The organism is Mesorhizobium sp. L103C131B0, from assembly GCF_000502275.1.
Lineage (GTDB): Bacteria > Pseudomonadota > Alphaproteobacteria > Rhizobiales > Rhizobiaceae > Mesorhizobium.
The window spans coordinates 262,297-276,461 of the sequence record NZ_AYXC01000005.1; the positions used below are offsets into that span (position 1 = coordinate 262,297).

15 protein-coding genes and 1 pseudogene are annotated in these 14,165 nt (G+C 58.8%); 6 read left to right on the forward strand and 10 right to left on the reverse strand.

The window, feature by feature from the left end:
* Positions 1-67 precede the first annotated feature (67 nt).
* Both X730_RS152455 and X730_RS152450 read right to left on the reverse strand, forming a co-directional pair.
* Positions 68-754 carry a hypothetical protein gene (locus X730_RS152455; RefSeq protein WP_023826266.1) on the reverse strand — a complete coding sequence of 229 codons (687 nt, stop codon included), beginning with the start codon at positions 752-754 and terminating at the stop codon, positions 68-70.
* A gap of 64 nt (positions 755-818) precedes the next feature.
* Positions 819-1,037: a hypothetical protein gene (locus X730_RS152450; protein WP_023826267.1), complete on the reverse strand. Its 219-nt coding sequence runs from the start codon at positions 1,035-1,037 to the stop codon at positions 819-821.
* A gap of 135 nt (positions 1,038-1,172) precedes the next feature.
* Between X730_RS152450 and X730_RS152445 the strand changes: the two genes are divergently transcribed.
* Both X730_RS152445 and X730_RS1000000169100 read left to right on the forward strand, forming a co-directional pair.
* Positions 1,173-1,394 (forward strand): DUF6471 domain-containing protein, encoded by a 222-nt coding sequence (locus X730_RS152445; RefSeq protein ID WP_023826268.1) that lies wholly within the window; start codon positions 1,173-1,175, stop codon positions 1,392-1,394.
* Positions 1,395-2,436: 1,042 nt separating this feature from the next.
* On the forward strand, positions 2,437-2,559 hold the full coding sequence (locus X730_RS1000000169100; protein WP_023826270.1) for a hypothetical protein: 123 nt from the start codon (positions 2,437-2,439) through the stop codon (positions 2,557-2,559).
* A gap of 86 nt (positions 2,560-2,645) precedes the next feature.
* On the opposite strand, the gene X730_RS152440 is transcribed toward X730_RS1000000169100, so the two are convergent.
* Together X730_RS152440 and X730_RS152435 are read right to left on the reverse strand one after the other, a co-directional pair.
* On the reverse strand, positions 2,646-5,087 hold the full coding sequence (locus X730_RS152440) for a phage/plasmid primase, P4 family (RefSeq protein ID WP_023826271.1): 2,442 nt from the start codon (positions 5,085-5,087) through the stop codon (positions 2,646-2,648).
* Positions 5,088-5,380: 293 nt separating this feature from the next.
* Positions 5,381-5,800: a hypothetical protein gene (locus tag X730_RS152435; protein WP_023826272.1), complete on the reverse strand. Its 420-nt coding sequence runs from the start codon at positions 5,798-5,800 to the stop codon at positions 5,381-5,383.
* A 256-nt stretch (positions 5,801-6,056) separates the two neighbouring features.
* Here X730_RS152435 and X730_RS0133660 point away from each other — a divergent pair, with 256 nt between their 5' ends.
* Complete coding sequence (locus X730_RS0133660; RefSeq protein ID WP_155922442.1) at positions 6,057-6,425, forward strand: hypothetical protein; 369 nt, start codon at positions 6,057-6,059, stop codon at positions 6,423-6,425.
* Between the two features lie 147 nt (positions 6,426-6,572).
* Here X730_RS0133660 and X730_RS152430 read toward each other — a convergent pair whose 3' ends face one another.
* Positions 6,573-7,037, reverse strand: coding sequence for a hypothetical protein (locus X730_RS152430; RefSeq protein WP_155922443.1), 465 nt, complete (start codon positions 7,035-7,037; stop codon positions 6,573-6,575).
* Positions 7,038-7,141: 104 nt separating this feature from the next.
* Entirely contained in the window at positions 7,142-7,534 is a 393-nt protein-coding gene (locus X730_RS152425) for a hypothetical protein (protein ID WP_023826275.1), read from the reverse strand.
* A 91-nt stretch (positions 7,535-7,625) separates the two neighbouring features.
* On the opposite strand from X730_RS152425, the gene X730_RS152420 reads away from it, so the two are divergent.
* Entirely contained in the window at positions 7,626-7,913 is a 288-nt protein-coding gene (locus tag X730_RS152420) for a hypothetical protein (RefSeq protein WP_023826276.1), read from the forward strand.
* Between the two features lie 179 nt (positions 7,914-8,092).
* Here X730_RS152420 and X730_RS152415 read toward each other — a convergent pair whose 3' ends face one another.
* Genes X730_RS152415 through X730_RS152405 form a run of 3 tightly spaced genes read right to left on the reverse strand, consistent with a single transcriptional unit; the run spans position 8,093 to position 11,753 of the window.
* Entirely contained in the window at positions 8,093-10,033 is a 1,941-nt protein-coding gene (locus X730_RS152415) for a DUF3732 domain-containing protein (protein WP_023826277.1), read from the reverse strand.
* The gene (locus tag X730_RS152410) at positions 10,030-10,539 is read right to left on the reverse strand and encodes a three component ABC system middle component (RefSeq protein WP_023826278.1); all 510 of its coding nucleotides are present in this window, start codon (positions 10,537-10,539) and stop codon (positions 10,030-10,032) included. Before X730_RS152410 ends, X730_RS152415 begins: the two co-directional genes overlap by 4 nt.
* A gap of 2 nt (positions 10,540-10,541) precedes the next feature.
* Entirely contained in the window at positions 10,542-11,753 is a 1,212-nt protein-coding gene (locus X730_RS152405) for an ABC-three component system protein (protein ID WP_023826279.1), read from the reverse strand.
* Positions 11,754-11,883: 130 nt separating this feature from the next.
* Between X730_RS152405 and X730_RS1000000168160 the strand changes: the two genes are divergently transcribed.
* Positions 11,884-12,180: a hypothetical protein gene (locus X730_RS1000000168160; protein WP_023826280.1), complete on the forward strand. Its 297-nt coding sequence runs from the start codon at positions 11,884-11,886 to the stop codon at positions 12,178-12,180.
* Here the strand turns inward: X730_RS1000000168160 and X730_RS1000000166155 are convergent.
* Positions 12,081-12,481: pseudogene (locus X730_RS1000000166155) on the reverse strand (MucR family transcriptional regulator). The gene X730_RS1000000168160 and the pseudogene X730_RS1000000166155 sit on opposite strands and share 100 nt — an antisense overlap.
* Before the next feature lie 323 nt (positions 12,482-12,804).
* Between X730_RS1000000166155 and X730_RS152395 the strand changes: the two are divergent.
* Positions 12,805-14,019, forward strand: coding sequence for a hypothetical protein (locus X730_RS152395; protein ID WP_023826281.1), 1,215 nt, complete (start codon positions 12,805-12,807; stop codon positions 14,017-14,019).
* The last annotated feature ends 146 nt before the right edge of the window (positions 14,020-14,165 follow it).

Consider the following 14,165-nt stretch of genomic DNA (forward strand, 5'->3'; position numbering starts at 1 on the left):
GCGCTGAGGAGGACCATTGGGCGATCATTGGCTGCTGAGGAAGGATGGACGGCAGAACTTGAGCGGATTATTCAGGATCCTCAGGATCAAACTTCGCCATTCGCTCAACGGCTTCCCGCAACCTTTGACCCGTCCGGTGACGACGCTCCTGGGTCATCTCCCGCAAGCGCTCAGGTGGGATGGTCGGGACGAACTCGACCGACGACAGATGATCCTGGTCGTAGGTGAAGTGGAGCTTCACGGCTCCGACCAGTGTCACGTGCTGGGCGAGGTGGGCCGCGAGATCATTGAGCCGGGCCGCGTGCGCATAGAGTAGAACTGTTGCTAACGGCGACTGCCGAAAGGTGGCAAGGCTGGCCATCATCTCGTAGCCTTTCCACCACATCAGCTCCCCCAGGCTCCGCCATGGAACGGCGTCGTGTGTCCGGGCCGCGTTCACGTATCGGACAAGGAAGTCCTCGTCATAGAGTATGTCGTGGTCACCTCGCACCCATCCGATCTCCGCGTTGCCCTTTTGATTTGTTCGAGCATCCAGGAACACCCTGGCTTTGCCATTCGCGTTGCGCACGGCACCGCTCCAGTTGCGCTGGTCGACCAGGATCGCGACATGCTCCCTGTTGAGCCCGCAGTCATAGGTCTCGTCTTCCAGCATCCATGCCAACTCCCCGCTCAACCTGGCTGTTCCGGTGTGGCGCTCACGCGCCATGGCCAGATATTTGGAGCTCGGGGTAGTCGGATCGAATGCTTCAATCATGTTTGAAAAGTCCTGTGGAGAAGAAAGGCTGCGCGCCGTGAAATTCCGCTGTCGGATCGCTATGTTAGGAGCGAGTCGCCCGTTCAAAGCGGCCCATCACATGGTGGTAGACTTCAGGGGCCTCGTGGCCGGCGTCCGTCATCAGGGTGGCGGCCTGTCGCAGCGTCTCGATCGTGGCCTTAAGGGCGTGGAAATCCTCGTCATCGTAGTGGAGGTCTAGTTCCGAGGAGAGTTCGCGCAGCAGGTCGGTCAGCACTTTTGCTGTTGTCTGGTTGATGATCATAAGCGGGTTCCTAGGCGAGTTTGAGTGATCGTGAATATATCTTAATCAGTATATAACTGAAGGTTTGAGATAGATAAATATGAAGCCGCGCAGCGCAATGGGTCGACCGAAATTTTTTTCGCGGAGACTATCCCGATGACCAAGACCGAATGGGAGCAGCTGCTCAGCGGGCTCGTGAAGGCCGAGCTTAAGCTCCGGGGCCTCAGCTACGCCGATCTGGTCCAAAAGCTTGCCGCCATCGGGGTCGACGAAAAAGAGGTCAACATAGCCAACAAGCTCGCACGTGGAAGCTTCACTGCGGTCTGGTTCGCCCAGTGCCTCCAAGCGATCGGTTCGCAGAGGCTGAAGCTCGACTGACACCGGAGAGGCGCCGGCCTGCACCTCGTCCCCGCACCAGATCTGGACACCAGGATCGTTAGCGGAGGCTCCAAGGTGCGCCGCCGACCGCGTCGGGTGTTGGCGCGAGCGGAGACAGACGCTGAGGCGCGCTCCATTCGAGCGTCGGCCAGGTCGGCAAGCTACCTGAGTTGTTGTATCTTTGGCCTACGGGGCTGCTCCAGCCGGTGGCTGGGGTCTAGCGGATCCCGACAGCGCTAGCGCCTGCGCCTGTTCAAGCTCGGATCCGGTGATGGTCGTTCAACGGGACGTCTCGGGGACCTAACCGGGATCGGGTGGTGGCGCGGGCGGGAGACCGACAAAAACGGTTCTCCACCAATTTTTCTTCTCGCGTGCGCGCAGGGAGGTTCTGGAGGATCACCCTCATGCTTCTGTCAGTCAGGAAGGCCAAAAACGTCGGGAGGGGAACCTGCGGTGGGCCGATGGGTCGGGAAGGCCGGCTGGGTCAAAGAGCTGACAGCCACGGATTGGAATTCCGTACGTCGAGTGAGGTTCAACCTACAGTTCTCTCCTTTTACCCACCTTGGTGAAGGATAAAGGGGGTACCAATTCTTCCTAGTTCAGGACTGACAGAAGCAGGAGATACTATAGGATAAAAGTCGGTTTATTGATTTCAAAAACGACCTCGCCGGAGCCCCCCAAACACCCCACATGACGGAGACGTTAATCTGCAGAGTGACTAATGGCCCGCCCCAAAGTACCGCTTCCTGTTCGCGTCAGCCGCCTGTCCCGCCGCGTTGGCGACCACGTGGTCTGGGACGGCCGTTTCAAAAAGGGTCGACCACACCTTAAGGGTGTCGGTAACCCGGTGCGAGTGGCCCTGTGTCTCGTTGATCATCGCGGCTTTCAGGTTCGGAACAACTGCGGCCTAGAGGCGTGCATCCACCTGCACCATTACCGCGTGATCGAGGAGGTTTCGTTTAGGCACCACGACAGACCGAAGTCGTCCTGGCGCGACCCCCGGATAAGCAGGTCGGACAATTTCAGTGAGCGAGAGCGCGAAATGATCGAGCTTGAGGTCCAGAGCCTGATCGAAGGCGAGGTGACCGAGGATGATGTCATCGACGTAACGTCCAACCCCGAGATGCTGGCCGAGATCCTCCGACGGGCTCGCGCCGCAGCGTAATCGGGTTTCCCCTGGCGACCGCCATAGCTGTGCCCAACACATTAGAGGGCAGGCGCGGATTTGTCCGCGCCCGCCCTCGAGGGTGGTTACCGTGGTGACGACATCACGGTGATGTAGTTGTACACGAAGTCGACGCCACCGTTCCGCTGTTCCCGAACGACCTCGAACTTGAAGGCCTCCGCCAGCCCCCGCATCGCACTGTGGAACTTGGTCAGCGACACTCTCCTGACGCCACCTGAGATCGCGCAGAAGTTCAAGTATTCGTCGTAGAGAGCGGACCCCGACGTACGCGCTTTTGAAGCGTGAACACCCTCGTGCTGCGGCTTCCCGACCCGCAGACGATGACCCTGGGACACAAAATAGCGGACCGAGCTGTTCTGGTTCGCCATCTCTTCGATCACCAGCAGGTGGCTGGCGGGGATGGTGTAGTCCTTGTTCTTCTTCAGCCGCGAAAGCCCCTGAAGAGCCCAGGCAACGATCTGCTCGCGCTCTGAGGCCAGAATGATCTGGTCGATACCGATTACCTTCTTCGCGTCCGGGATCCTGCGCGGGAACTCGATGAAGAGCCAACGACGATTGAAGCCATCCGAAGCATCCCTCGTCTTGGGCACATGGTTCGATGCGAACCACTGAGCCGCCTTCGAGTGGAAGTCGAACGGTGGTTGGTTCTTGTGCTGGGCGGTCATCGACTCCCCGCACACGATCTGCTTGAAGGTCTCGCCTGCGATCTCACGCTTCTCGGAGATCTCGCCCGCGAAGTTGACCAGCTTATCAGCCATCTGTGCCGGCAGAAACTTGTCGTCCCAATCGGTCGGCGGGATTGACGAGAAGCTCCCGTGGGGCACCAGGCCCTTGAGGATTTCCAGGATGCGCGACTTCCCGCTGTGAGCTGCGCCAAAAAGGCAGAACGCCCTTTGGTAGCGGGAAGCGTGGCCCATCAGCGTGACGGCGATGGCCTCCTGGAGAGCCCTAGCCTTGTCGCAGTAGTCAGCGTCATCCCCCCAGCAATCATCGAGCATCTGGAGAAACTGCGGGCAGCGGGTGTCTTCCTGGTAGCGGTAAGGCAGCACGTAGGTGCAACCGTACTCCGGCGAGTGCTTCCTCAACTCGAGGTCGGTGGTCAAGAAGCCGTTGGCGAAGTTCACGCCGGGCAAGGCAATCGTCTGAAGCGGGCGGGTGACCAAGCTGCTCATCAAGTTCGCGATCTGGGTAAGGTCGCCATAGCGCTTGCTTGCCGGCAAGTGGCCATACTCCTCACTCAAATGATTGACCAAGGTCTTCTTGTGCAGGGTTTCCCAAGCTGCGCCTTTCCACTGCCAGAGCTGGCCCTTGTCGAACCTGATGTCTCCGAAGGCCTCCAGGTCCTTAATCGCCGCTTTGGCGATCTCGGAGTGGTCGTTACCGTTGATGTCGCCGGAACGCCGCTTCTTGAGCTCCATGCGAAGCACGCCGAAAGAGTGAACCCCCCTGGACTGGCTGACGATAAACCTGAGGATGCGCTCCTCGTCGATGCTGCCCAGCTCGTGGTTGCGTGCCATGCGGTCGATAACAACCTCGATTGCACGCGTCCAGCCGTCCGCCTCGGGCGAGACGTGGCGTTCGAACTCACCCTGCAGGAAGGCGATGATCCTGGCCTTATCCCACACGACGTTCTCTTCGGTGAAGTTGAGACCGAGCTTCTCCTTATCCTCGGCGGTCAGGCCGTCGTCCCAACCCAGCGGGAGGGCCTTGCGCTTGTCTCCAAGCACGTCGCGCATCAGGAAGTCGACGACCTTTGTCTGCGCCTTACCGATGTCGACCTCATCGCCGGCCACCTTTTCGGTGTAGCCCTCGACCCAGGCCTTCATCTCGCCCATGGCTTCGACCAAGGTGCGCTCACCCCTCGTCACTGCCCGCGCCAGCAGGCCGGCGTTGTAGACGAGCGCGTTGTCGCGCGCGCCGGCGGGCACGAAAGACGTGATCTTCGTGTTGCCCGACGACGAGAGCTCGATGCCCTCGGCCTTCAGGGCCTCGCGGAGCAGGCTCTCGACGTTCCTGGGGAGCGCCGGGAGGGAGCCAATGACCTCAAGGAGATGGCAGTTAGCAGTATAGGGCTTGCCGGTGTCCGGATGGATCGACGGCGGGAGCACGATCTGGGTGCCCTTGGACAAACACTCGAGGAGCATCTGGCTTGATGCGTCCTTGATGCGGAACGTGCGTTCACCCTCGAAGCGGAACGCCAGGACGGCGCCCTTACGGCCGACGCGGCGCCAAGGAGACTTGGGCAAAAGCTGCTCGACGATACGGTGAACCCGCGGATCCTCGGTATCGATGTCGATTGCGACGACGCCGGAAGCGGCCCCCATCGGCAGACCGATGTTGCCGTGGCCCTTCTGAGCCAGCCAGAGCTTCTGCTCGCTCTCAGTGGGCATACGATCGGCAAAAAGCTGCCAGCTGTCGATCCAGGGGTTCTTGAACCGCGGCCTGAGCGGGATCGCGGGCTTGCCGAGAGCCCAATATTTCGATGCTACAGCGGAGAAAACGTTCATCTAGTACCTCGTGGATAGTTCAGAATTATGCGGTAGCTCATCCCATGATTAACGTGGTTTACCGCGAGGCTGACTATGTGGAGGCTCAAATTTGAATTGCAAATCTACTACTATAGGATAAGTAAATCTTGACGCTGAGACGGCGCCTTCCAATGCTTAGACGCGGACGTAGGCCTGTGTCCTGCGGCGTGCTGGTTTTCCAGCAGGCCCACAGCGGTTCCGGCAGTTGCTTCGTCCGGCGGGAGTCTGAATGCCTTGCTCACCCTGTGGGCCAACGTCTCCCTGGCCGCCCTTCAGGCCATGGTTACCCTGCGGGCCAACGTCTCCATAGATTTCTTGAGCTGGAAGCCCAAGGTGTAATCGGTCGGCCGGCCAATCTTCTCGATGGCCAGCATCAGGCTCTTGGTGGCGTCCCGATCGATGTTGCTCTCCAGGTCGCGCGCCAGGATGATCCAGTCGGTGTTCGCCATCGTGAGGTAGGCGTTGAGCGCCGCCGAGACGTCGGGGTCGAACTTGAACAGGGATTGCAGGAGGGTCCGGCTGTCGTCGGACTGGCGGGAGGTGAATAGGTCCGTGAGATGGTCCCGGTATTGCGGGACGGTCAGGACTCGGTCGGTCTGCTGCGGGTTGAAAGTGGGCGTGGAGGCGGTGCCGCCAGCTTTGGCTTTTTTCTTGGGCGGGATGATAGCGCTGAGAAAATCGAGTACCGCCACAACGTGTCCTTATGTCGTTCCCCGTCAGATGGGGACGACCCGACGGCATGGACACTCGGGTGTGCTGCGTAGTGCTGCAGTCGCGTATAGTTGCCCGCAGATCAACGATGTGGTCCACTATTGTCTTGAAGGAAGCTGGGGGTGTAGCGTGCTACCAAGATCACTGACATATTGCCTTGTCGCCGTTATTTTTGGCGTTTCGTCCTCTTTGGCCCTTGCCGAGCCAAAGACTGACGTTCGGGGCGTGGCCTTGGGGATGTTACCTGCCGAAGTCGTTGCAGCTAGGCCGGACTGCAGGCCGAGGCCAGAATTTGCGATGTTCTGTGAAAAGGAATTCTATTGGCTGCGCTTTTCAAAAACTGAACACGTCGTCGGTGTAGAACTATGGTTCTGCACCACGTCAACACAAGAGCTGGTTTTTGCGGAGATCGAGCAAGCTTATGGCGTGCCTCCAGATCTTACAGTGCGTAGTGACGGCCTCCAAGCCTATTTGAAGGAGAAAGTCCACAACGGGTGTACCTTCGACGAGCTTGGCCTCAGTTTGAGCATCTGGAACGACTCGCTCCTCGACGCGGATCGAAAGGCGCAAGAGGAACTCGAAAAATCTACCGTGCCCAAGTTCTGATCATCGACAAAGGACTTTTCCTTACCCGCCGGCTAAAGCCCCTGCGCGGGTAAGGCCTGCCGCGTCTACGGCGCCACTGTCCTGGATCAGCTGATAGGCGAAAGGTGTCGCATCACCGCTGGTGGGTGACTTAACTCGCTAATGATCTTATCGAAAACTCGTCGCAGCACATACGGGGGCAATGGCGGTTGTAGTGATCATCACGTAGCAGGCAGAAACCTCGATCTGCTGAGTTGCAATGTTCCGCTGAGTTCCCCACACAACGTTACTCGAGCGCACACCGGAACCAAGATTGGCGACAGTTCCCGGGTTAGTTGAATAACTAAAATTCGGCTGCGCGTTTGATAAAAGGCTGCCATTTTTATTACATATTATTGCCGGCATTTGCTGTGGCAAATGGAGATTATCGATCCAAAACATACAGTTAAATATCTCTGAGTTTTCGGCGATAATCAGCGCGTAACTGCTGATTTTCCTTGGGTTGTCCGACGTCGTGCCAACGGAGACGACTTGAGGATAAATCACTATTGGATTTACTACGTCTGCGTTCGAATCAATTGGCTTCATCAAAGCCAAGAAGGTGACAATTCCCAGCACAAACCTGTCTAACATCCAGACCTCGTCCCCCTTGAACAACATTTGTAAAAAGCAATAAACTACAATAATTTGTACAGCACAAGCGAACTCGCCGGTCTGAACCAGCCATCAGGCTCCCCTTACCCGAGACCCAACACAGATGGGGACCGGACGCGGGTTCTGTAATTGAGCCCTGCTTCACTTTGCGGCACCGTTGGCATGAGGCCGAAGATGCTGGCCATCTGCCTTTCTTCCTCGTCTGCCAGCGTCATGATGTAGTCGTGAACGCGCAGCGAATGGAGGAGATAGCCAACCGCGTGGAAGAAGTGGTCGTCGCCGGTGAGCTTGACCCATTTGGCCGGTTGTTCCGGCAGCTCGACGGGCACCATGTCCTGGAGGTGTGTCTGGATGATCAGCTTCTTGTTGCCGTAGCCGGTGAAAGCGATCTTGTGGTTGCGGATGGCGCCGACCGTCTTGTCGATGATGCCTGTTCTGTTTGACGAGACGAAAAGCGCTCCACTTCTGCCCGACATCCAGTGCCTTAATACTGTCGAGACGCGCACGTCATGGACGTGGCATCTCTTCTATGGCCTGCTCGGGACGTTGCCAAGATAGAGAAACGATATGTGGCTCCCATTGCGCTTGCGGGAAACATTTGAAATCGGTCAACATCTTGCAAAGATCAGGAAGATTGATCGCGCCTACGAACCGGAACTTTCCGATGCCAGCAAGGAAAGAGACCGCGAGAGGATAGCCGACCGGCGGCGGTGGGAAACCGAACTGTATTACGACCAGATAGAGGAAATCAAAACACGCAGGATATTGCGCAAGGCAATGCGGCTGGAGGTTCCTTTTGAAAGCCCCTCCGACCAGAGCTCGCATTGGCGACAATCACATCAACTAATGACCTAAGGCGATCCGGCAGGAAAAACGCGAGCGGCGCGAGGTGGCCATCACCTGGTCGGGTGTCATTGTCGGCATCATCGGATCATTGACGGGCCTGCTTTCCGTATATCTTTCACTTAGGAAATAGCGCGATTTCGTCCGGTCGTGACCGCCCGCTCGCCGGTGAGGCGTTCTGACCGATTGTCTTATGTGGACCGCAGCCAGCTGACTGGCACCAGCTTGATGTTGTCCCGCCATTTCTGGACCGTAGAGTCTCGAAACCAGTCCTCGAGTAGCTCGACATGGTCCATCACGATGATCTGCATGTCCGGGTAGTGCTCAGCGCAATAGTCAAAAAGAAGCCTATACAGCCGAGCGACGGCTGCTTGGTCCTCATCGCTCCTGCCGTCAATCTCCCCAACGTCTCGTTCGGGCGGATAATGTGCCTGCGAGGGCTGATCCAGCATCAGGAACGCAGGAACGGGCCGCTTCCGAGCGCGGAACAGGCCGTGGAGCGCGAGGTGAGCGGCAACGTGGTAGCCGACCCAGTTTTCACCGCTTCCGATCTGCGGAAGAGCCAGCGGACCATCAATCGTGTCAGCAACGACGGTTAGGTTCTTGCGATCGAGCCGCAGAGCATTGTCGCCGTGTTCAAGTTCAAGCAAACGCGCATATCGGGTGAGATCGCGCCCCACGAGACCCAGTGCGGTAGTGAGTCGCTCTTCGAGCGCCTCTTGATCCAGCAACTGTTCGAGCTCGGACACCTCGGCCCGGGCCCGCGCGATGGCCAGCCGGATGCCCTCATCGGACGCAATCGCACGAGCATTTTCAAGATAGTAGCCGATCCGCCCGGCAGTGCGGGCTTGTTCGGTGAACTGATCCTGTTCGATCCTCAGCCGTTCATTTTCTGAGATCCGCGTCAGGATGTCGGCCTGGACGCTCTTCAGCTGTTCGTCGAGGGCATTCCGCCGCGCCTCAAGCTCTGCCTGCCGGGCTTGCAGTCGCGGATTGTCTCGGCGCACCGACCTCAATTGGCCTTCGAGCGCCGTGAGCGATCTACGAACCTCGCTGACCGAGGGTATGGGAGTGGATAGGTGACTGTCGCAAAGCGGGCACGTCTCGGCATCGCCGCTGTCATCGAAGAGCAAGCCAATCGACGCCAGGCGAGCCTCCTGTTCACGGGCCTCAATCTGAAATTCCGAAGCCTCGCGTTCAAGCCGTTGAACGTCTGCAATCTCCTCCCGCACCTCCTGCATCTCACCCCTTAGACGACGACGGCGGTTTTCCAAGTCGGTCAAGTCCGCGGCCGGATCGTCATCGCGAGCGTAGGCAAGCTCGCGGGGCGCCGCAGCGGTGGCCAGGAGGTTGCGCAAATCGGCGGAACTCTCGGCGAACGCGTCGGCCGGCAAGAGGCCCACTCGCTTGGCTTCCACAAGCAGCGACTGGGCGGTCCCGGACGCCTCGTTCGTTAAGGCGCGAGCCTCGGCGTAGTCGCGTTCGAGCCGACGCAAGCGTGCCCGAGCCTCGTCGTAGCGCATGCGTTGGAGATAGTGATCCTCACCCATGGCGCCGACGAAATAGGGCAACGTGTCCTTGATGTGTGATGGGATGAACTGTTCGCCTTGGCGATGGAAAAGCAGGCGACGATTTGCGATTTCATCTTGAGCCTGAAGGCAGAAGAAGATCGCCTGGCTCGCCGATGCCTCCAGCGGCGCCCGGGTCGACCCAGGTTCGGGAACATGCCTGTTTTCGGCGATGCCCAAAACCATAGAGAGCTGGGCCCGCAAGCCTTCTGAAGTCACGTTCTTGATGAAAGGCTCCGGCGTCTCGGGGAAACCCGCTACGCCGCGCTCGAAGAAGATGTCGTCGCTGGCCTTGCCTGCCGGCCCAGGATTGCGCCGGGCAACCAGGATACCTTCTCCGTCGCGGTCTAAGAGGATTGCGAACCATGACACGCTGCGTCGGATCTCGCCCTCCGCGATGGTGCACTCGCCTCGCCCCCAGCAGTAGTCGACGATATCGAGCAAGGCGGACTTTCCCGTCTTCGAAGCCCCGGTAACGATGTTGAGCCGGCCGAGGGCAAATTCGATGTCGCGGCGTTCGCCGACGTGGGAATAGATCGCGATGGCTCGCAGCTGCAGCGTCAAGGGGTAACTCCCATCGTCTGGAGGATTTGGACTGGCGCGCCCTGGTTAGCGAACCATCGCCCGAGGAGGCCGGCAGCGCGGCGGATGTCGTCGACATCTTTCGTTACCGTAGCCAACTTCGCCGTTAGCCTTATGGGCTTCTCTCCCGTCCGCAGGCCCGCGGCGTCCACCATCAGAGCTCGATGCTGGGTGAGGAAGAGCAGGGCTTCACGGCTGATGGGTCTGAGACGCAGCGTGCGTTCCGGCAACTCGACGAGCAGGGCTTCATTGTCCGCCGACCAGGTAGCAAAGGTTGTATTCGCTCGGCCGGGCAACTTGGCAAGAGTTGGTGGGTGCAGAACCAAGGGTAAGACAAGAAAACCTAGGGGAAGGGGAAACGCCGCGGCGCGAAGCCGCTCATATTCCCTCGTGGCGCGAGCAATTAACTCCCCGCAGAAGGCGGGATTGAGCAGAGCCGCTTCCTCAGGAGGGCGGTCGCGCCACGTTAAACTCCATCGTGCCGCCATGGCTAGGCCTCCTCGGTGGCACAGGCCGTCAGATAGTCCGGATGCCATCCGACGCGTAGCTCGTTGGCCAGCATATGATAGGACCCGACGGTCAGGAAGCGATGGCTGACGGCACGAAAGGGGAAGCGGGCATCGGCCTCCACCCAACTGTACAGTTCCTGTCCGGCCAGACGTCGCGCTGCATCCGAGGTCTCCCCGGTGCGGAACTTGTCACGCATCTGCTGAAACCGCGGTTCCCACTCCTCGATCAGGGTTAGCTCGTACTTCGCGATCTCTCCGTCGAACACCAGATGCTCGCGGACCCATTTTGACCGCTGGGTGAATGCCCGGTAGTAGTCCCGTTTGGCATACTCGATGCGGTTTCCGCCGACGCCAACCGCTTTCAACTGGCGGACAAATGGGCGCCCTTCGTAGTCCGCGATCTCCTCTGAGGTTGGATCAACATGCTCCTGGTCGGCGACCAAGGCATCACGCCTCAAACCGTCGCGAATGTCGTCTAGCTTCGCCTCGATCTCCAGCACAGATATGGCTTCGGCAGGACTGACCATAAGCGCCTTGCAGACGCGCGGCCACCACCAGCCCTCCAATCGCTCGCGAGCGATTGCGGCTTGTCCCCGCGGTGCGAGCATGCGCAGGTCGGTCTCTATCGCGACGTCCAAATCCGTTACCAACGGCTGATCGTCTAGGATCTCGATTGAGCTTAGAAGCGAAGCACGCATAGTCGGGCTGAGCGCCAGGAAAGCCGCGTAGGCGGCCTGCAGTTCCTGATTGCCTCCTGCTAAGGCGACCGCCTCAAGTTGCGACGCCGCTCCCCTTGGGTCTCGTGCTTTTCCTGGTTCATAGCTGCCCGCTGAACGGAGCTTTGCGGCTGCACTGGCGTCTGGCGCAGAGCCCGTAGTCATCAACGCTAGCCGGGTCCGCGCTGGAAGGGTCGGGTTCTTGGCAACCGCTTCGCTCCACACACGCAGCGTCTTCCAGAGGTCGGCGCTCTTGTCTGAAAGACTCGCGACGCGATTGATGTGGTGCTTCGCCTGAAGAAGCTCCAGCGCCGTTCCTTCGGTTTCGAACGATACATCATCCAATCGTTCGATGCCCACCTCGACGCTTGCATCGGTATTCACGTATTTCAGACACAACGCCAGCGCTAAGCGGGCCTGATACAGATAGCCCGCAGCGGATGGAGCTGCACTAAAGTTCGTGGTTGGAATGGCCAAGCAAACACCCCTACAGGCAAGAGCTTAGCTATTTTTCGCTGTACGGCAATCTTGCAACTTGGAAATGCGGGTACAGAGAGGATACGGCTGATGTTGGCGGGGTCAGTCAACAAAGTTTCTCCGAACCTACATGACCCCGCTGAAGCTCGGCGGTATGCTTGCTCTCGCGATTACATTGTCGCCGTTGGTGAGTTTATTGTTCTCACCCCGAGAAGCGCTTTCTGACGTTTTTGCCCCGCGGACACGGTGCGCTCTCGATGATATACGTAAGACTCCCGGTCCGCTCAGGATCAGTGAAAAGGTCCTGCCCGATCGCAAACTGCCTGCCTACAGTCTGCCCTTCTTGCTTGCCTTCTTCGCCGACTTCGCTGGCGCTTTCCGGTCGAGTCCGCTCGACTTCGCCAGCGCCGACCGTTGGGCGGCGTAGTTCGGGGCCACCATCGGACAATGCGTCTTCAGACCCCACTTCTGCCGATATTCATCGGGCGTCAGCCCATAGTGCACATTGAGATGGCGCTTTAGCGACTTAAATTTCTTCCCGTCCTCAAGGCAGACGATTTAGTCAGGAAACACCGACCGCTTGGGATTGACGGCGCGCGCCCGGGTTGGGTCGGCTGTCTGATATTTGATAGCGAGGCGTTGATGCTCTCGATGAGATCCGGAAGCGACCCGGCTGGCATAGAGTTCTTGCTGACGTAGGCGGAGACGATGTCGGCCGTAAGCTCGATAAGAAGACTGCTACTATTTTCGTCCGAAAACGGTGGCTCCTTTTCGCGTTTTCACACAGTGCTGTTCATAGCTTGCTTCGAGAAGAAATCTCCCCCTTGCGAACCGCGAAGCAGTGTGGACAGGGCGCTGGTGTCTTGCGGCCTTGCGAGAATTTCAAGGCACCACTGCCGAACCGCGGCTTTTGCTGCCATATTTGACTGAGCGAGCTGCCGTTTTGACTCGATAAGGTTATCGGGACGGCTCCACGCCTCGGGAGGATGCATTGGCTGCGGACCGGTCGCCAACTGCGATCTACGAAGGTCATCCCCATGGACCCGTGGGGATGAACGACAGGGTCTTGGCCATTACCCTCGATGGCAAGCCGATGGCCGCGCGAGACGTGGCCCTGCGGCTCGATAACTATCTCGAGCTTGAACTGAAGTGGCAGGGAGCCTTAGAACCCGGATCCGACAAGATAAATAAAGAACTGCTCATCACATTCGAAGGCGGTACCACCGCTGAATTCGTAATGAGCAGTCACCTGATGCACCTTGTAGGTCATGAGGAGTTCGTAGCCACGTCCAGAATTTCGCCCTTGGACTTGGCTGGAAAGTCGAAGGGCTCGGCGACGGCCCTTATCCTGAACGGACCTCACTTGCACCCGAAGGCGGGCCCGATCGTCCTGGGGTACGAAAACCACGAGGCGTCACTCGCCCCGTTTGAGCACTTTCGTGCCATGGACTCCCGAAAGGAACGGCTGCCACTGCAACCGACCATCTCGCACATCACGATGCTACGGACGTTGAACAGCAAACCCTTCAGGGCGACACGTTTGTATGAATTTCTTGGTCAGGTTTGTGGATTTCTTGGTTTCACAAAGGGAACTCGAGTGGGATACGGCCAAGTGCGGAACGACGCCCTCAATGGCTTCCGCTGTCTTGGGTTTACCAAGGCGGACCGCCTTCGCACGCTGCCCGGCTGGTACCACTGGGCTCTGCAGGAGGAGCTTCCAAAGATCTTCCAGAACTACATGAAGCTCTTCTCGACGAACGAGGCCCGACGGAGCCTTGGCCGCGCGCTCGCCTACTACCAGATTTCCAATGTGACCCGCTACGATGCGGTCGAGACTGCTGTCATCATGTCAGCGGCTGGGCTTGAAACCCTTGCCGGCCACGTCCTCGGGACTGCCGGCGGCTGGACGCCGAACTTGATCAAGAACATTACGCTCGCAGAGCAGATTAGGGCCTGTACACGGCTGCTCGGGATCAAGGGTGACCCTGCCGACCAGTCGGCGCTGCTGGCCAAGAGGCTTCGGCCGAGGAAAGGGCAGCCTCAAGGACGCGACGGCTTCAGTCTGATCACCGAGTTCAGGAATGGCGTCACACATCCGGGCGTGTTCGAATATGACCACGACATTTTTGACGTGTGGAATGCGTCGCAATGGCTGCTCGAGATGCAATTGCTCGTGCTCATGAACTATCGCGGCAGGTATCAGGACCGCCGGCTCAACCGGCGCTCCCATGCCGGGAATTTGAGCACGATGCCGGTCGGGCCGTAACCGGACCGGTGTTGCGGTTTCAGGCCGAGATCATTGTCGACGGAAGACCTCTGTGCGCGAAGTCTTACAAGCGGTAATCCCGGCCGGCCCCGTATCCAGTTCTGGCACCGGCGGGATTGAACTGGTCCATATCGCCGCGCTCAGCC

What these genes read in the sequence shown, in the direction of transcription:
- X730_RS152430 (WP_155922443.1), bottom strand. Translation starts at nt 7,037, where the DNA reads ATGTTAGACAGGTTTGTGCTGGGAATTGTCACCTTCTTGGCTTTGATG.
- X730_RS0133660 (WP_155922442.1), top strand. Translation starts at nt 6,057, where the DNA reads ATGTTACCTGCCGAAGTCGTTGCAGCTAGGCCGGACTGCAGGCCGAGG.
- X730_RS152445 (WP_023826268.1), top strand. Translation starts at nt 1,173, where the DNA reads ATGACCAAGACCGAATGGGAGCAGCTGCTCAGCGGGCTCGTGAAGGCC.
- X730_RS152455 (WP_023826266.1), bottom strand. Translation starts at nt 754, where the DNA reads ATGATTGAAGCATTCGATCCGACTACCCCGAGCTCCAAATATCTGGCC.
- X730_RS152410 (WP_023826278.1), bottom strand. Translation starts at nt 10,539, where the DNA reads ATGGCGGCACGATGGAGTTTAACGTGGCGCGACCGCCCTCCTGAGGAA.
- X730_RS152450 (WP_023826267.1), bottom strand. Translation starts at nt 1,037, where the DNA reads ATGATCATCAACCAGACAACAGCAAAAGTGCTGACCGACCTGCTGCGC.
- X730_RS152425 (WP_023826275.1), bottom strand. Translation starts at nt 7,534, where the DNA reads ATGTCGGGCAGAAGTGGAGCGCTTTTCGTCTCGTCAAACAGAACAGGC.
- X730_RS1000000168160 (WP_023826280.1), top strand. Translation starts at nt 11,884, where the DNA reads ATGACCCCGCTGAAGCTCGGCGGTATGCTTGCTCTCGCGATTACATTG.
- X730_RS152420 (WP_023826276.1), top strand. Translation starts at nt 7,626, where the DNA reads ATGTGGCTCCCATTGCGCTTGCGGGAAACATTTGAAATCGGTCAACAT.
- X730_RS152395 (WP_023826281.1), top strand. Translation starts at nt 12,805, where the DNA reads ATGAACGACAGGGTCTTGGCCATTACCCTCGATGGCAAGCCGATGGCC.
- X730_RS1000000169100 (WP_023826270.1), top strand. Translation starts at nt 2,437, where the DNA reads ATGATCGAGCTTGAGGTCCAGAGCCTGATCGAAGGCGAGGTGACCGAG.
- X730_RS152440 (WP_023826271.1), bottom strand. Translation starts at nt 5,087, where the DNA reads ATGAACGTTTTCTCCGCTGTAGCATCGAAATATTGGGCTCTCGGCAAG.